General features: G+C 68.2%; 12 protein-coding genes. 8 read left to right on the forward strand and 4 right to left on the reverse strand.

Going from position 1 to position 14828, the window contains the following annotated elements; genetic code table 11:
* Positions 1–112: 112 nt before the first annotated feature.
* From ACT3T9_RS16935 to ACT3T9_RS16965, 7 genes are all read left to right on the forward strand, one after another.
* Positions 113–1345: a nitrate/nitrite transporter gene (locus tag ACT3T9_RS16935; protein WP_444601074.1), complete on the forward strand. Its 1233-nt coding sequence runs from the start codon at positions 113–115 to the stop codon at positions 1343–1345.
* A 71-nt stretch (positions 1346–1416) separates the two neighbouring features.
* Positions 1417–5172 (forward strand): nitrate reductase subunit alpha, encoded by a 3756-nt coding sequence (locus ACT3T9_RS16940; RefSeq protein ID WP_441445985.1) that lies wholly within the window; start codon positions 1417–1419, stop codon positions 5170–5172.
* Positions 5173–5206: 34 nt separating this feature from the next.
* Complete coding sequence (narH, locus tag ACT3T9_RS16945) at positions 5207–6841, forward strand: nitrate reductase subunit beta (protein WP_441445984.1); 1635 nt, start codon at positions 5207–5209, stop codon at positions 6839–6841.
* Positions 6841–7662 carry a nitrate reductase molybdenum cofactor assembly chaperone gene (gene narJ / locus ACT3T9_RS16950; protein WP_441445983.1) on the forward strand — a complete coding sequence of 274 codons (822 nt, stop codon included), beginning with the start codon at positions 6841–6843 and terminating at the stop codon, positions 7660–7662. The genes narH and narJ overlap by 1 nt, the downstream gene beginning before the upstream one ends.
* Positions 7659–8390 carry a respiratory nitrate reductase subunit gamma gene (gene narI, locus ACT3T9_RS16955; protein WP_441445982.1) on the forward strand — a complete coding sequence of 244 codons (732 nt, stop codon included), beginning with the start codon at positions 7659–7661 and terminating at the stop codon, positions 8388–8390. Before narJ ends, narI begins: the two co-directional genes overlap by 4 nt.
* Positions 8390–8662 (forward strand): DUF6457 domain-containing protein, encoded by a 273-nt coding sequence (locus ACT3T9_RS16960; protein WP_444607118.1) that lies wholly within the window; start codon positions 8390–8392, stop codon positions 8660–8662. Before narI ends, ACT3T9_RS16960 begins: the two co-directional genes overlap by 1 nt.
* A 141-nt stretch (positions 8663–8803) precedes the next feature.
* Positions 8804–9094 carry a hypothetical protein gene (locus ACT3T9_RS16965; protein WP_444592516.1) on the forward strand — a complete coding sequence of 97 codons (291 nt, stop codon included), beginning with the start codon at positions 8804–8806 and terminating at the stop codon, positions 9092–9094.
* Between the two features lie 144 nt (positions 9095–9238).
* Here the strand turns inward: ACT3T9_RS16965 and ACT3T9_RS16970 are convergent, their stop codons facing one another.
* Together ACT3T9_RS16970 and ACT3T9_RS16975 are read right to left on the reverse strand one after the other, a co-directional pair.
* Positions 9239–11800 (reverse strand): DEAD/DEAH box helicase, encoded by a 2562-nt coding sequence (locus tag ACT3T9_RS16970; protein WP_444502278.1) that lies wholly within the window; start codon positions 11798–11800, stop codon positions 9239–9241.
* Between the two features lie 73 nt (positions 11801–11873).
* Positions 11874–12827 carry a 3-methyladenine DNA glycosylase gene (locus ACT3T9_RS16975; RefSeq protein WP_444607119.1) on the reverse strand — a complete coding sequence of 318 codons (954 nt, stop codon included), beginning with the start codon at positions 12825–12827 and terminating at the stop codon, positions 11874–11876.
* A 174-nt stretch (positions 12828–13001) separates the two neighbouring features.
* On the opposite strand from ACT3T9_RS16975, the gene ACT3T9_RS16980 reads away from it, so the two are divergent.
* Positions 13002–13544, forward strand: coding sequence for a DUF2199 domain-containing protein (locus ACT3T9_RS16980; protein ID WP_441445977.1), 543 nt, complete (start codon positions 13002–13004; stop codon positions 13542–13544).
* Here ACT3T9_RS16980 and ACT3T9_RS16985 read toward each other — a convergent pair.
* Positions 13483–14109, reverse strand: coding sequence for a hypothetical protein (locus ACT3T9_RS16985; RefSeq protein ID WP_444607120.1), 627 nt, complete (start codon positions 14107–14109; stop codon positions 13483–13485). The two genes, ACT3T9_RS16980 and ACT3T9_RS16985, sit on opposite strands and share 62 nt — an antisense overlap.
* 105 nt (positions 14110–14214) lie before the next feature.
* Complete coding sequence (locus ACT3T9_RS16990; protein WP_444607121.1) at positions 14215–14742, reverse strand: PH domain-containing protein; 528 nt, start codon at positions 14740–14742, stop codon at positions 14215–14217.
* Positions 14743–14828: the final 86 nt, after the last annotated feature.

Consider the following 14828-nt stretch of genomic DNA (forward strand, 5'->3'; position numbering starts at 1 on the left):
CTAATGTGATCTTCAGGGTCGAGGACCCTGAACCGGTGCAGAGAAACCCCAGCAGCGAGTCCTCGGAAACTCCTCGACCCATGTATTCGCCCTCGAGCGTGGAGAATCGACGATGACCGCGTCCCCCAGTACCCCCACAGACCCCAGCACCACGGTGCCCCCCGGCGCCTGGCGCGCACTTGCCCTGGTCACGCTCGGTTTCGGCGTGAACTTCTGGGCCTGGGCGCTGCTGAGCCCCCTCGGCCCCGTCTACGTCGAGCGGGGCCTCGCCACCGACGCGTCCCTGATCGTCGCGCTGCCGGTGCTGGTCGGTTCCCTCGGCCGCATCGTGATGGGCGGGCTGACCGACAGGCACGGCGGCCATCTGATGTTCCCGGTGGTCTCGCTGATCACCGTCATTCCGGTGCTCTTCGTCGGGCTCATCGGGCAGTACACCTTCTCGACGTTGCTGCTCGGCGGATTCTTCCTCGGCATCGCCGGGACCACGTTCGCGATCGGCGTGCCCTATGTGAACTCCTGGTTCCCGCCCGCCAAGCGCGGCATGGCCACGGGCCTGTACGGCGTGGGCATGGGCGGCACCGCGATCAGCGCCTTCACCACCGTGCCGCTGGTGAACTCGGTCGGCAACGCCGCCCCGTTCGTGCTGACCGCGGTCGCCCTGGTGCTCTACGCGGTGATCGCCTGGCTGTTCATGCACAACGCACCCACCTGGGAACCCTCGCGCAAGAACATCGTCGCCCAGTCGGTCGCGGTCATGAAGCTCAAGGTGACCTGGCAGGCGTGCTACCTGTACGCCCTGTCCTTCGGCGGCTACGTCGCCTTCTCCGTCTTCCTGCCCACCATGCTGCAGAACTGGTACGGCCTCGAGGCGACCGACGCCTCCTTCCGGATGGCGGGCTTCGTGATCGTCGCCGTGATCATGCGCCCGCTCGGCGGCACCCTCTCGGACCGTCTGGGAGCGGCGAACACGCTGCTGGTCTCCTATATCGCGGTCGCGCTGGCCGCTCTCACCCTTGCCTTCCAGCCCGATCTGATGCCGATCGGCACCGTCGCCTTCATCGTGATGGCCGCCGGCCTCGGCGTCGGCTCCGGTGCGGTGTTCGCGCTGGTCGCGCAGACCAGCGATCCCTCGGTGGTCGGCTCCGTCACGGGCTTCGTCGGCGCCGCCGGCGGTCTGGGCGGCTTCGTGCCCCCGCTGGTGATGGCAGCCATCCATACCGACAGCGGCAGCTACTCACTGGGCATCGTCCTGCTGCTGCTGGCGACCGTCGGCGCCATCGTGGTGACGCTGTTCGTCGCCCGTGGCGCGCGCGCGACCGCCCGGGAGAAGATCTCCGTGTCCTGACCCTCGTCGCCCTTCACCCCACGTCGCCGCACCCCTCGTCGCCGCACCCCTCGTTCCCAGGAGGAGCACCCATGACCATCCAGGACCGTCAGGCACCGAAGAACCGTCCGGCCAAGGCCGCTTCGGTCGACTCCCCGCTGTTCGACGCCCTCATCGGCGCGCGCAAGATGTTCAGCCGCTCGGAGAAGATCAGCGAGGACAACCGTGAGACGCACAAGGTGGGCGGGCGCAGCGGCGACTCCTTCTACCGCGAACGCTGGAGTCACGACAAGGTGGTGCGCTCCACCCACGGTGTGAACTGCACCGGCTCCTGCTCATGGAAGGTCTACGTCAAGGACGGCGTGATCACCTGGGAGTCCCAGGAGACGGACTACCCCTCGGCCGGCCCCGACAAGCCCGAGTACGAGCCGCGCGGCTGCCCCCGCGGCGCCTCCTTCTCCTGGTACACCTATTCACCCACCCGTGTGCGCTACCCCTACGTGCGTTCCGAGCTGCTGCGCATGTATCGGGAGGAGAAGGCGAAGGCACCGGGCCACGACCCGGTCCTGGCCTGGAAGGCGATCGTCTCGGACCCGGAGAAGGCGATGCGCTACAAGCGCGCCCGTGGCAAGGGCGGGCTGGTGCGCGCCTCCTGGGACGAGGCCGTGGAGATGGTCTCCGCCGCCTACGTGCACACCATCAAGGAGTTTGGGCCCGACCGTGCGACCGGCTTCTCGCCGATCCCGGCGATGAGCCAGGTGTCCTTCTCCTCCGGTGCCCGCTTCCACCAGCTCATCGGCGCCTCGATGCTGTCCTTCTACGACTGGTACGCCGATCTGCCGCCGGCCTCCCCGCAGGTGTTCGGCGACCAGACCGACGTGCCGGAGTCCGGTGACTGGTGGGACGCCGCCTACCTCATCATGTGGGGCTCGAACGTTCCGCTGACCCGTACCCCGGACGCCCACTGGATGGTCGAGGCCCGGTACCGCGGCCAGAAGGTCATCTCGGTGGCCCCCGACTACGCCGAGTCCGTGAAGTTCGCCGACGAATGGCTCGCCCCGCATCCCGGCACCGATGCGGCGCTCGCGATGTCGATGGGGCACACCATCCTGCGCGAGTTCTATGTGGACAAGCAGGTCCCCTACTTCGAGTCGTACTCGAAGCAGTACACCGACCTGCCGTTCCTGGTGCAGCTCGAGACCCGCGAGGACGGTTCGGTGGTGCCGGGCAAGTTCCTGGTCGCGAGCGAGGCGGGGGAGCACCGCACCGCCGAGGCGACCACCGAGCATGCGGACTTCAAGCCGATGATGTTCGATACGGTCACCGGCGAGGTGGTGGTGCCCAACGGCACCCTCGGCCACCGCTACTCGGCTGACGGCGAAGGCCGGTGGAACCTCGAGCTGGGCGACCTCGATCCCGCCCTGTCCCTGCTGGGCCATCACGAGGGAATGGCCGAGGTGCTGCTGCCCCGCTTCGACACCGTCGGTCAGGGCGGCCGCGGCGACGTCCCCCGCGGCGTCCCGGTGCGCACCGTCGACGGCCGCACCGTCACCACCGTCTTCGATCTGCTGCTGGCCGAGTACGGCGTGGGCAGGGAAGGACTGCCCGGGCAGTGGGCGGCCGGCCTCGATGACGCCGAGTCGCTGTACACCCCGGCCTGGCAGGAGACCATCACCGGTGTGCCCGGGCAGGCGGCGGCCCGGATCGCTCGGGAGTTCGCCCAGAACGCGATCGACTCCGGCGGCCGCTCGATGATCATCATGGGCGCCGGCACCAACCACTGGTTCCACTCCGACACCATCTACCGCTCCTTCCTCACCCTGACCAACCTCTGCGGCACCCAGGGCGTCAACGGCGGCGGCTGGGCCCATTACGTCGGCCAGGAGAAGGTGCGTCCCCTCACCGGGTGGCTGCACCTCGCCAACGCCCTGGACTGGTCCCGCCCGCCGCGGCAGATGACTCAGACCACCTACTGGTACATGCACACCGACCAGTGGCGCTACGACCGCTTCGGAGCGGACACCCTCGCCGCGACCACCGGAGCAGGGAAGTTCGCGAACACCACCACGGCCGATGCCGTGGCGCTGTCCCAGCGGCTGGGCTGGCAACCGTTCTACCCGCAGTTCGACATCAGTTCCCTGGACGTCGCCGTTCGTGCTGCGGAAGCGGGCGAGGAGACGATCCCGTATCTGGTGGACCAGCTCAAGAGCGGCGGGATCAACTTCGCTGCCGAGGACCCCGACGCTCCGCAGAACCACCCCAAGATCTGGTCCGTCTGGCGGGCGAACACCCTGGGTTCCTCCGCCAAGGGCGACCAGTACTTCTTCCGGCACCTGCTGGGGGTGGACAGCGCCGCCACCGAGGAGGAGACCCCGGAGCACCTGCGCCCGCGCGATGTGAAGTGGAGGGACGAGGCGCCCATCGGCAAGATCGACCTGATGCTCACCCTCGACTTCCGGATGACGAGTCAGACCCTGCACTCCGATGTGGTGCTGCCAGCTGCGACCTGGTACGAGAAGCACGACCTCTCCACCACGGACATGCACCCCTTCATCCACTCCTTCAACCCCGCGATCTCCAACCCCTGGGAATCCCGCACCGACTGGGAGACCTGGGCGACGATCGCGGAGAAGTTCAGCGAGCTGGCCGAGACTCATCTGGGAACCCGCCAGGACGTCGTCGCCTTCCCGCTGCAGCACGACACCCCCGGGGAGCTGGCCACCCCGCACGGTCGGGTCAAGGACTGGAAGTTCGGTGAGTGCGAACCGATCCCGGGGCGCACGATGCCCACCCTGGTGGAGGTGGAGCGGGACTACACCCAGATCCACGCGAAGTACACCTCGATCGGGCCGCTGCTGGAGACGCTCGGGATGACCGCCAAGGGCGTGACCTTCGACGTGAAGCAGTACGTGAACGAGCTCGGGGAGCTCAACGGCCGTCACCGCACCGGCCCTGCCGCGGGCCGTCCCAAGCTCGAGACGGACCTGCAGGCCTGCGAGTTCATCCTGGGGCTGTCCGGAACCACCAACGGGCACATGGCCACTGCGGGATTCAAGACTCTCGAGAAGCGCACCGGCACGAAGCTCCACGACCTCGCCGCGGAGCATGAGGGCAAGCGGATCCACTTCGCGGACACCAAGGCCGCGCCGGTCCCGGTGATCACGAGCCCGGAGTGGTCTGGTTCGGAGACCGGGGGACGCCGCTACAGCCCCTTCACGATCAACGTCGAGCGCAAGAAGCCCTGGCACACCCTCACCGGTCGGCAGCACTACTACCTCGACCACGACTGGATGCTGGAGATGGGGGAGGCGCTGCCGGTGTTCCGGCCCCCGCTGGATATGACCGCCCTGTTCGGAGAGCGGCCGCTGGGCGACAAGGACGAGGCGGGGACCTCGATCTCCGTGCGGTATCTGACCCCGCACAACAAGTGGGCGATCCACTCCATGTACCAGGAGAACTTCTACATGATGAACCTCTCCCGTGGTGGTCAGAACATCTGGATGAGCGTCGAGGACGCCGAGGCCGTCGGGATCACGGACAACGACTGGGTCGAGGCCGTCAACCGCAACGGCGTGGTCGCCGCCCGCGCCGTGGTCAGCCACCGCATGCCCAAGGGCACCGCGTTCATGCATCATGGCCAGGAGCGCACTGTCAACGTGCCGCTGACCGAGCGGGACGGCAAGCGCGGTGGTGTCACGAACTCTCTGACCCGCATCATGCTCAAGCCCTCGCACCTGATCGGTGGGTACGGCCAGCTGTCCTATGCCTTCAACTACTACGGGCCGACGGGGAACCAGCGCGATGAGGTCACGATGATCCGCAAGCGCACCACCCCGGTCGAGTACTGAGCCCCCCTACAACGCAGAGCGAAGGAGAGCCGCGATGAGAGTCATGGCCCAGATGTCGATGGTGATGAACCTCGACAAGTGCATCGGCTGCCACACCTGCTCGGTGACCTGCAAGCAGGCATGGACCAACCGTTCCGGCACGGAGTACATGTGGTTCAACAACGTCGAGACTCGTCCCGGCCAGGGGTACCCCCGTGGCTACGAGGACCAGGAGAAGTGGAAGGGCGGCTGGGAGCTGGGGAAGAACGGGCGCCTGAAGCTCAAGGCCGGCGGCCGCATCACCAAGCTGATGCAGCTGTTCTCGAATCCGAAGCTGCCGAGCATCGAGGACTACTACGAGCCGTGGACCTACGAGTACGACAACCTGCTCAACGCCCCCGCGAACTCGCCGAACATCCCCACCGCGCCCCCGAAATCGCTGATCACCGGTGAACGGCTGGATATCCAGTGGTCCGGCAACTGGGACGATGACCTGGGCGGGACCTACCTGCACAAGGACAAGGACCCGATGCTCAAGGGCATCGAGGACAAGGTCCAGTTCGAGTTCGACCAGACCTTCATGTTCTACCTGCCGCGCATCTGCGAGCACTGCCTGAACCCCACCTGCGTGGCCTCCTGCCCTTCCGGCGCCATCTACAAGCGCGAGGAGGACGGCATCGTCCTGGTCGATCAGGATGACTGCCGAGGCTGGCGCATGTGCATCACCGGTTGCCCGTACAAGAAGATCTACTTCAACCACCAGACCGGCAAGGCCGAGAAGTGCACCTTCTGCTACCCCCGCATCGAGCAGGGGGAGCCCACGGTCTGCGCCGAGACCTGCGTGGGCCGGCTGCGGTACATCGGGCTGGTGCTCTACGACGCGGACCGGGTCACCCAGGCCGCGTCGATCACGGACGAGCAGGAGCTCTACCGGGCCCAGATGGACATCATCCTGGACCCGCACGACCCCGAGGTCATCCGGGGGGCTGAGGCCGCCGGGATCCATCACGACTGGATCCTCGCCGCCCAGAAGTCGCCGACCTACAAGCTGATCAAGGACTACGAGGTCGCGCTCCCGCTGCACCCCGAGTACCGCACGATGCCGATGGTCTGGTACATCCCGCCGCTGTCGCCGGTCGTGGACGTGGTCAGGGACACCGGTTACGACGCCGAGGACGCGGAGAACCTGTTCGCCGCGATCGATGCGCTGCGGATCCCGGTGGAGTACCTCGCGAACCTGTTCACCGCGGGGGACGTCCCCACGGTGGAGCGGGTGCTGTACCGCATGGCCGCGATGCGCTCGTACATGCGCGACATCAACCTCGGCAAGGAGCCCCGGGAGGGGATCGCGAATGCCGTCGGCATGGACGGCGAGACGATGCAGGACATGTACCGTCTGCTCGCGATCGCGAAGTACGAGGACCGGTACGTGATCCCCGTCGGCCACGCCGAATCGGCCCACGACCTCGAAGGCACCGGCACGGACTGCTCGCTGAACGTGCCCGGCGGTCCCGGCATGGGCATGTCCCTGCCCGAGGAGTCGATGGGGATGTCCGGCCCCGGGTTCTCGAGCAAGCGTCGGGAGAACGCCGTCGATCGCCCCGAGGGTGTGCGGATCAACCTGTTGAACTGGGACGGCAACGGACGGCCCGACGGCCTGTTCCCGGCCCCTGCCACCGGGAGCGCCTGATGGGCGCCCTGGCACGGCTGCTGAGCCGACGCAGCGATCCTGGCGCAGGAGCCGTCGCGACCCTGCCCCCACGGGGGCGGACGCCGAAGGACCTGCTGCATGCCTCCGGGATGACCACCGAGCAGCTGCGCATCACCTGGATCGCGGTCTCGTGGTTGCTGACCTACCCGGACCGGGACACCATCGCGCGCTATCCCGCGGTGCGCGAGCTGGCGTCCGGGCTCCCGGAGCCGACCCGCTCGGCGCTGCTGCGCACCGTGGACATCCTCGACGAGCGTGACGAGATCTCGGTGCAGGAGGAGTACGTCGACACCTTCGACACGCGCCGACGCGGCTGCCTGCACCTGACCTATTTCAGCCACGGCGACACCCGCCGCCGCGGCATGGCGCTGCTGCGCATCAAGCAGGATTTCCGCACCGCGGGCCTCGAGATCGGCAGCGAGGAGCTGCCGGACCACCTGCCGGTGGTGCTCGAGTTCGGTGCAGCTCATGACGCCGAACGGGGTGCGAAGATCCTGCGCTCCAACCGGCCCGGCGTGGAGCTGCTGCGCCTGCACCTGGCCGATATCTCCTCTCCCTGGCACGGTGCGCTGGTGGCGCTGTGCTCGACCCTGCCTCCGCTGGACGCCGATGACCGCTCCGCGGTCATGCAGCTCGCGCAGGAGGGTCCGGAGGAAGAGACCGTGGGGCTGGACGGCTACGGTCTCGACGGCGATGCCGGAGATCTCGCCGGGAGGACCTTCGCCGCCAGCTCCTGCAGCTCCGATGCCAAGGCCCCTGGACCTGTCCCCGTGGACCTGTTGAGAGGACGACCCTCATGAACGACCCGACGACGCTCCAGCTGCTGCTGTGGGTGGTGTTCCCCTACATGGTGCTCGCCGTGTTCGTGCTCGGGCACGTCTGGCGGTTCCGCCAGGACCGTTTCGGCTGGACCACCCGGTCCAGCCAGATCTACGAGTCCAAGCTGCTCTCGATCGGCTCGCCGATGTTCCACTACGGGATCATCGGGATCTTCTTCGGGCATGTCGTGGGTCTGGGCATCCCGAAGTCCTGGACCCAGTTCGTCGGGATCTCCGATCACATGTACCACCTGATGGCCATCATCATCGGTCTGGCCGCGGCAGTGGCATGCGTGGGCGGGCTGCTGATCCTGCTCTACCGCCGGCGCACGAACCGTCGCGTCTTCGGCGCGACCACCGCCGGGGACAAGCTCATGTACCTGCTGCTGGCGATGACCATCCTCTGCGGGGTGCTGGCGACCGTGGTGCACACTGCGGTGGGCACCTACGACTACCGGGAGGGCGTCTCGATCTGGTTCCGCCAGTTCTGGACCCTGCAGCCTTCTACGGAGCTGATGAGCCAGGCGCCGATCTTCTTCCAGCTGCACGTGCTCAGCGCTCTCTCGCTGTTCGCGATCTGGCCCTTCACCCGCCTGGTGCACGTCTTCGCCGCTCCGTTGGGCTACCTGACCCGGCCGTACATCGTCTACCGCAGCAAGGACCCCCGTAAGGAAGCCGAGCGGCGCGGCTGGGAGAAGGTGAAGTTCTGATGACCGCGAAACCTCCGGTGACCCGGCAGCCGGACTGGGAGAGCACGCTGCTGCCCTGGTTGGACCGCGTCGCCGAGCACCTCGATGTGACTGGGGTGGATCTCGATGTGGATCGTGTCCATCTCATGACGGGCGTGGTCGCCGAGGGCGTCCAGCGCTCGATGGCCCCGATCTCCGCTTTCCTCGTCGGCGCGGCAGTGGCGCGCGGGGCGAGCCTCGAGGAGGCGTGCGCCGCGGTCGAGGCCGTGACCCTCGAGCGGGCCCCCGTCTGACCTCACCGAAGGTGATCGACCCCGTCCCGTCTCTCCCCGTCTCGTGCCGAGGCGAAGCGCTTGTGATCGCTCTCACAACAGGTATCCTGGGGCGAGCGGGCTTCCTCCTGGGCCGCTGATGCTTACCTCGAGAGGATGAACATGGTGAGTGCACAGAAGGACGGAATGCTGCGGCCGCGCCGCCGATGGGCGCGTGCCGCCACGCTGGCCGGAGGCGTCGCCCTCGGGCTCGCGCTCGGCGTCGCGGGGGCCGGTGCCGCATCTGCGGTCGAGGTGAACCCGTGGAAGGTGACCAAGCCTGCGGTCGAAGTGAACCCGTGGGTCGAGGTGAATCCTTGGAAGGCCAAGACGCCTGCCGTCGAGGTGAATCCCTGGGTCGAGGTGAACCCCTGGGTTGAGGTCAACCCGTGGGGGCAGGCGACCCCTCAGTAGCAACGGATCGCGCCAGTGGCGCGATCGAAGGGAGCAAGGCCGTCGTCCCTGTGGACGGCGGCCTTCTCTGCGCCCGGACCCCGATTCCGGCCAGCGATTCCGGCCCGCGCCTCCGGGCCCCGGCTCCGCGCGGGGCCTCGATGATCAGGGACGGGTCGAGGCATCTCCGACGTGCGTGATCGCGAGCACCGGCTCGCCCGCCTCGTCGGTCGCTTCGAGGTCGAGCTCCGCCTCGATCGCCCAGTCGTGGTTCCGATCGGGATCCGCGAGCACCTGCCGGATCCGCCAGAGCTTCGACTCCTCCGTGATCTGCAGCAGCTGCGGCGAGCGCGCGGGACCGTCGATGCCGACGTCGTCGTAGGTGTCGTAATACTCGTCCATCACCGCCGCCCAGCGCGACCGGTCCCAGCCGGATCCGCCGTCGAGCTCCGCCAGGCGCGCCTCGCGCTCGAAGGCGAAATGCTCGACGCGCTGCCACATGGCGGCGCGCACCATCGTGCGCAGCACTTTAGTCTGCGCGGAGAGCCCACGCGGGGTGGTGGGTCGGATCTCCGAGGCGCCGTCGGGGTCGGCATCCTCCGGGTGGGTGAGCGCCTCCCATTCATCCAGCAGCGACGAATCGATGCCGCGCACCAGCACGCCGAGCCATTCGATCAGGTCCTCGAGATCCTCGGTGCGCAGGTCCTGCGGAATGGTGCGGCGCATCGCCTGGTAGGCGTCGGAGAGATAGCGCAGCACGATGCCCTCGGAGCGCTGCAGCCCATAGCGCTGCACGAACTCGCTGAAGGTCTGCCCGGTCTCGTAGATCTCGCGGACCACGGATTTGGGGGACAGCTCGTCGGAGCGCACCCATGGGCGGGAGCGCGCATAGATCTCGAGCGCCGCCTCGAGGTCCTCCTCGAGCGGCTTCGGCCAGGTGACCTGATCGAGCCGGGCCATCCGCTCGGTGTACTCGACGCCATCGGCCTTGAGCTCTCCGAGCAGCTCGCCCTTCGCGGAGTTCTGCTGCGCGAGCAGGATCTGACGCGGGTCCTCGAGGACGGCCTCGATGATCGAGACGGTGTCCAGGGTGAGGGACTCGGACTCCTCGTCGAGAGAGTCGATCATCGCGATGGCGAAGGGCGCCAGCGGCTGGTTCATGGTGAAGTCCAGCTGCAGGTCCTCCACCAGGGCGAAGCGTCGGCCGAGATGGTCGGGTGCGTCGAGCACCTCGATGATCTCGGCGTCCTTGAGCCCGCGGAAGATCTCCACACCGTCTTTGACCAGTTTCAGCTTCTGCCCGGTGGTCTGATGGCTGGTCATGATCAGGTGCCGGCCCGCGGAGATCGCATCGCCCGGCCGGGAGATCAGCGCGAGCACCATGCCCGCGGTGATCTTCAGATGCGGCCGCAGCGGCTCCGGGGCGTTCTCGACCAGCTTGGTCATGGTCGCCTCGGACCAGGAGATCGCACCCTCGGGGATCCGCGGCTTGGGCTCCTTCTTGCGCTTCTTGGCATTGTTGGAGACCTTGCCCGCCTCCTCGCGGGCACGATGCTTGGCCCGCTCCTTCTCGAACTCGATCGTCCAGACCGGTGCCTGCACCACCACGTGGCCGATCGTGTCGTAGCCGGCGCGGCCGGCACGGCCCGCGATCTGGTGGAACTCACGCGCGTTCAGCAGCCGCATGCGCTTGCCGTCGAACTTCGCCAGGCCCGTCAGCAGCACGGTGCGGATCGGCACGTTGATGCCGACCCCGAGGGTGTCGGTGCCGCAGATGATCTTCAGCAGCCCGGACTGGGCGAGCTTCTCCACCAGTCGCCGGTACTTCGGCAGCATCCCTGCGTGGTGCACGCCGATGCCCTCGCGCACGAGCCTGGACAGGATCTGCCCGAAGCCCTTCGAGAAGCGGAAGTCCCCGATGATCTCGCGGATCTGGACCTTCTCCTCCGCGGAGAGGATCTTCTGGCCCTGGAGCGCCTGCGCCTGTTCGAGGGCATCCTTCTGGGTGAAGTGGACGATGTAGACGGGGGCATCACGGTCGGTGAGGATCGTGGTGATCGTCTCCGGCAGCGGCTCGAGCGACCACCGGAAGTCCAGTGGCACCGGGCGCGGGGCATCATCGATGACGGTCACGTCCCGCTCGGTCCGCTCGCTGAGGTCCTCGACGAAGCGCGTCACGTCCCCGAGGGTCGCGCTCATGAGCACGAACTGGCAGTCGGGCAGCTCGACCAGGGGCACCTGCCAGGCCCATCCGCGCTGGGAGTCGCCGTAGTAGTGGAACTCGTCCATCACCGCCAGGCCCACGTCGCTGCCGGGCCCGTCACGCAGTGCGTGGTTGGCGAAGATCTCCGCGGTGCACACGATGATCGGTGCGTCGTGGTTGACGGCCGAGTCGCCGGTCATCATGCCCACGTTCTCCGCACCGAACTGTGCGACCAGGTCGAAGAACTTCTCGCTCACCAGTGCCTTGATCGGGGCGGTGTAGTACGACTTCTCCCCGCGGGCCATGGCGGCGAAGATCGCGGCGTACGCGATCGTGGTCTTGCCGGAGCCGGTCGGCGTCGCGGCGATGACATGATCACCGGCGGCGATCGCCAGCAGCGACTCCTCCTGATGCGGGTACAGGGTGCGGCCCACGGACTCCTGGGCCGCGATGAACCCGTCGACGATCGCGTCCTGTCCGGCGTCGGCGGAGCTGTCGGGCAGGAACGGCATCAGGAGGGGCATGGTCCCAGTCTGCCAGGGCGCTCGGACACCGCCGAACTCTCCGCGGAGATAGCGGTCCGTCGCGCGGTGCCTCTCAGACCGCAATGGCCTCGGCCAGCGGGAAGACCACGGCCAGCAGCCGCTCTCGCAGGGAATCGGCCCGTGCGGCCAGCGCACGCTGTCGCCGCACGTACTCGCCCTTCCCTGCGGGCGTCTCGATCGCGACCACCCCATAGCCCAGCGGACGCACGTCGTACGGGCTCGCCTCCATGTCCAGCACCCGGGTCTCGCGCGCGTGCTCGAAGCAGTCCAGCACGAGAGCCGACGGCACCAGCGGGGTGAGCTTCATCGCCCACTTGTAGAGGTCCATCCCGACATGGAGACAGGCCGGGTTGTCGTTCTGGACCTGGGAGGCGCGAGTGGGCTCCAGGGAGTTGCGCGGCGCTGCCGACGGGGTGAAGAAGCGGAAGGCATCGATATGGGAGCACACCAGGTTCTCCCGCTCGACGACCGCGTCGGTCTCCGCCGGAGAGAGCCGCAGCGGAAGATTCTCATGACGCTGCTCGCCCTCGGGCACGCGGTGCACCATCGCCCACTCGTGCAGGCCGAAGCAGCCGAACTCCGGCCGCCGCCGCGTGAGCGAGGACGCCGAGAGCAGCCGCGTCATGAAGCCGAGTGCGTCACCGCGCTCGGCGAGGTATCGCGTGGCATCGGCGCGGCGCATTGGAACCTGCCCGGGGCCGTCGACGTACCAGGAGCGGCGTCCTGCCTCGTCCACGTCTGCGATCGCGGGCTCGCCGTCGGCCCCGAGGTCCGCTGCCGCGTCGTAGGCGACCTCCCATCCCGGGTGCCAGCGCCTCAGCCTGGCGGGGGAGAACGGGTAGTAGGTGAACAGGAAGTCCTCGACCGCGTGCTTCTCGCCGCGGAGGCGCCGTGCGCGATGGGCTGCGGTCAGCGCGTCGGCCCGGTCCTCGTGCGCGCGGCGGGCCGCCGCGGCGTCCTCGGCCGACAGCGTGTGCGCCGGGGCGGCGAGGGGCGGTAAGTTCACGGGGCCTCCGGGAGCGGGTGGGTCGATGACCGATCCATCCTACGAGCACCCCACCGTTCCTCCCCAGCGGACCCCCGTCCACAGCGAGGCGATCGCCATGGCCTCGAGGCATCGAGGATTCCTACGGTGGTGCCCATCCCGCGGCAGGGCGTCGCAGGAGAAGGAGCGTCCGAGATGCCAGGTATCGACTATGACTGCGCCGGCTGCGGTCACCGCCACGAGGGGGCCGACGGCACTGTGGCGAACCCCTGGCCGCTGATTGAGTTCACGCGCCCGGAGGCATACCTGCGCCTGAGCCCCCGGGAGCAGCTGATGCGCGCCCGGTCCACCGATGAGCTGTGCCTGATCGAGAACGGCGGCTCGATCGACTGCTACCTCACGGGATATCTGTCCCTCCCGGTCCGCGGGGAGGCGGCGATGCTGGTCTTCATGCCGTGGATCCAGGTGAGCGAGAACGACTATCTCGACGTCGTCGAGCACTGGGAGCAACCGCAATTCCGCGGGAGCTACCTGGGCACGCTCGCCAGCGAGCTGCCGGGGTGCGAGGAATCGCTGTCCGTTCCTGTCCGGGTGATCGTCCCCGGCCGGATGCCGCCCCTGATCGTGCCGGAGGAGTTCTCCGGGCACTCTCTGGTGCGGGAGGAACAGGAGGGCATCAGCCGGCAGGAGGCCGAGCTGCGAATTCGTTCGATGCTGCTGGAGGACCCGGAGGCCTGAGCCGCGGCTCGGCGAACTCGCCACGCCGATACCGGGCGAGCCCGTCGAGCGCCGCGCGCAACGGCGCCGGGGCACCGTTGTCGGGGCTCAGATGGGACGGGGCCGGAGGATGCGCGTAGCCGGCGGAGGCGTTGGTGAGGGAAGCGGTCAGGCGAGCGCCGTCCTCGAGCACCACCGCGACCGCGCCTCGCATCAACATCCCGCGAGAGGGCTCGATCGCCGCCACCTGCGCCCAGGGCACGAACCGTGCCCTGCGGTAGGGAGGGGCGAAGGTGAGGCCCTGCGTGGTCACGGCGAACACCATCGAGGACTGCAGCACCGCGTTGACCACAATCAGCGCCAGCAGCAGCACGATCAGGAACCCGAACACCACCAGGATCACCACCGCTGCGGCGGTCGAGAGCTTCGCAGCAATCTGCCAGGCGATGAAGATTGCGAGGGCGAGGACCACCAGTGCGAGCACCGCCAGCACGCCCAGGAGCACGAGCATCAGCCAGCGGTATCCCCGGGTCGGCGCGACATACAGCGGCGTGCCGTCATCTGCTGGGCGGGGTGGACTGATCATCCTGGTGGCCTCCGGCTCGGGCGGTGCCGCTCGGCACCAATCCGCAGGATACCGGCCGCGCCGCAGGCTGCGGCTGCTGCCGCGCCTCGACGACGGAGAGCACTCTCACCGCCCGAACTCCCCGGCCAGGTAGCGGCGGTGCGCGTCGATCGCGGCGAGGGTGCAGCGGGTGGGTGCGGTTCCGTCGGCGCCGTGGGAGAGCGGGGTCTCTCCGCGCCACAGGGCGAAGTTCATCGAGGTGGCGAAGGGCCGCACCGTCGAGCCGTCGGCGAGGACGAGCTCGGTGGCCCGCGGCGAGAAGACCGTCGGCGGTCCCACGCGCACCAGTCGGATGCTCGACCAGGGGAGGTGGCGGGTACGGAGATACGAGGCGACATCGATCCCCGCCGTCGTCACGGTGAAGTGCTGGCGTGCGGAGACCACCAGCAGGCAGCCGAGAAGCAGGACGAGGACGCCCGCGACCAGTCCGAGCACGATGCCGGAGGCGGAGTCGGCGACCACGCCCAGCACGGCGAGCAGGATGGCCAGGGGCAGCAGCACCACCACGGAGAGTGCGGTGGCGACGACGAGTGCCCAGGGACGGGTGGGGGCGCGGAAGAGGATGACCGGGCTGCCGGAATGAGTCGATGGCACGTCCCCATGATGCCGCACCGCTCCGGGAGAGCGCGGTGATGGGGAGTGCTCCCCATCGCGCGGACGCAGGCCGCTGTCTACTCTTC

This window comes from Brachybacterium sp. AOP29-B2-41 (genome assembly GCF_052378395.1).
Classification (GTDB): Bacteria; Actinomycetota; Actinomycetes; order Actinomycetales; family Dermabacteraceae; genus Brachybacterium.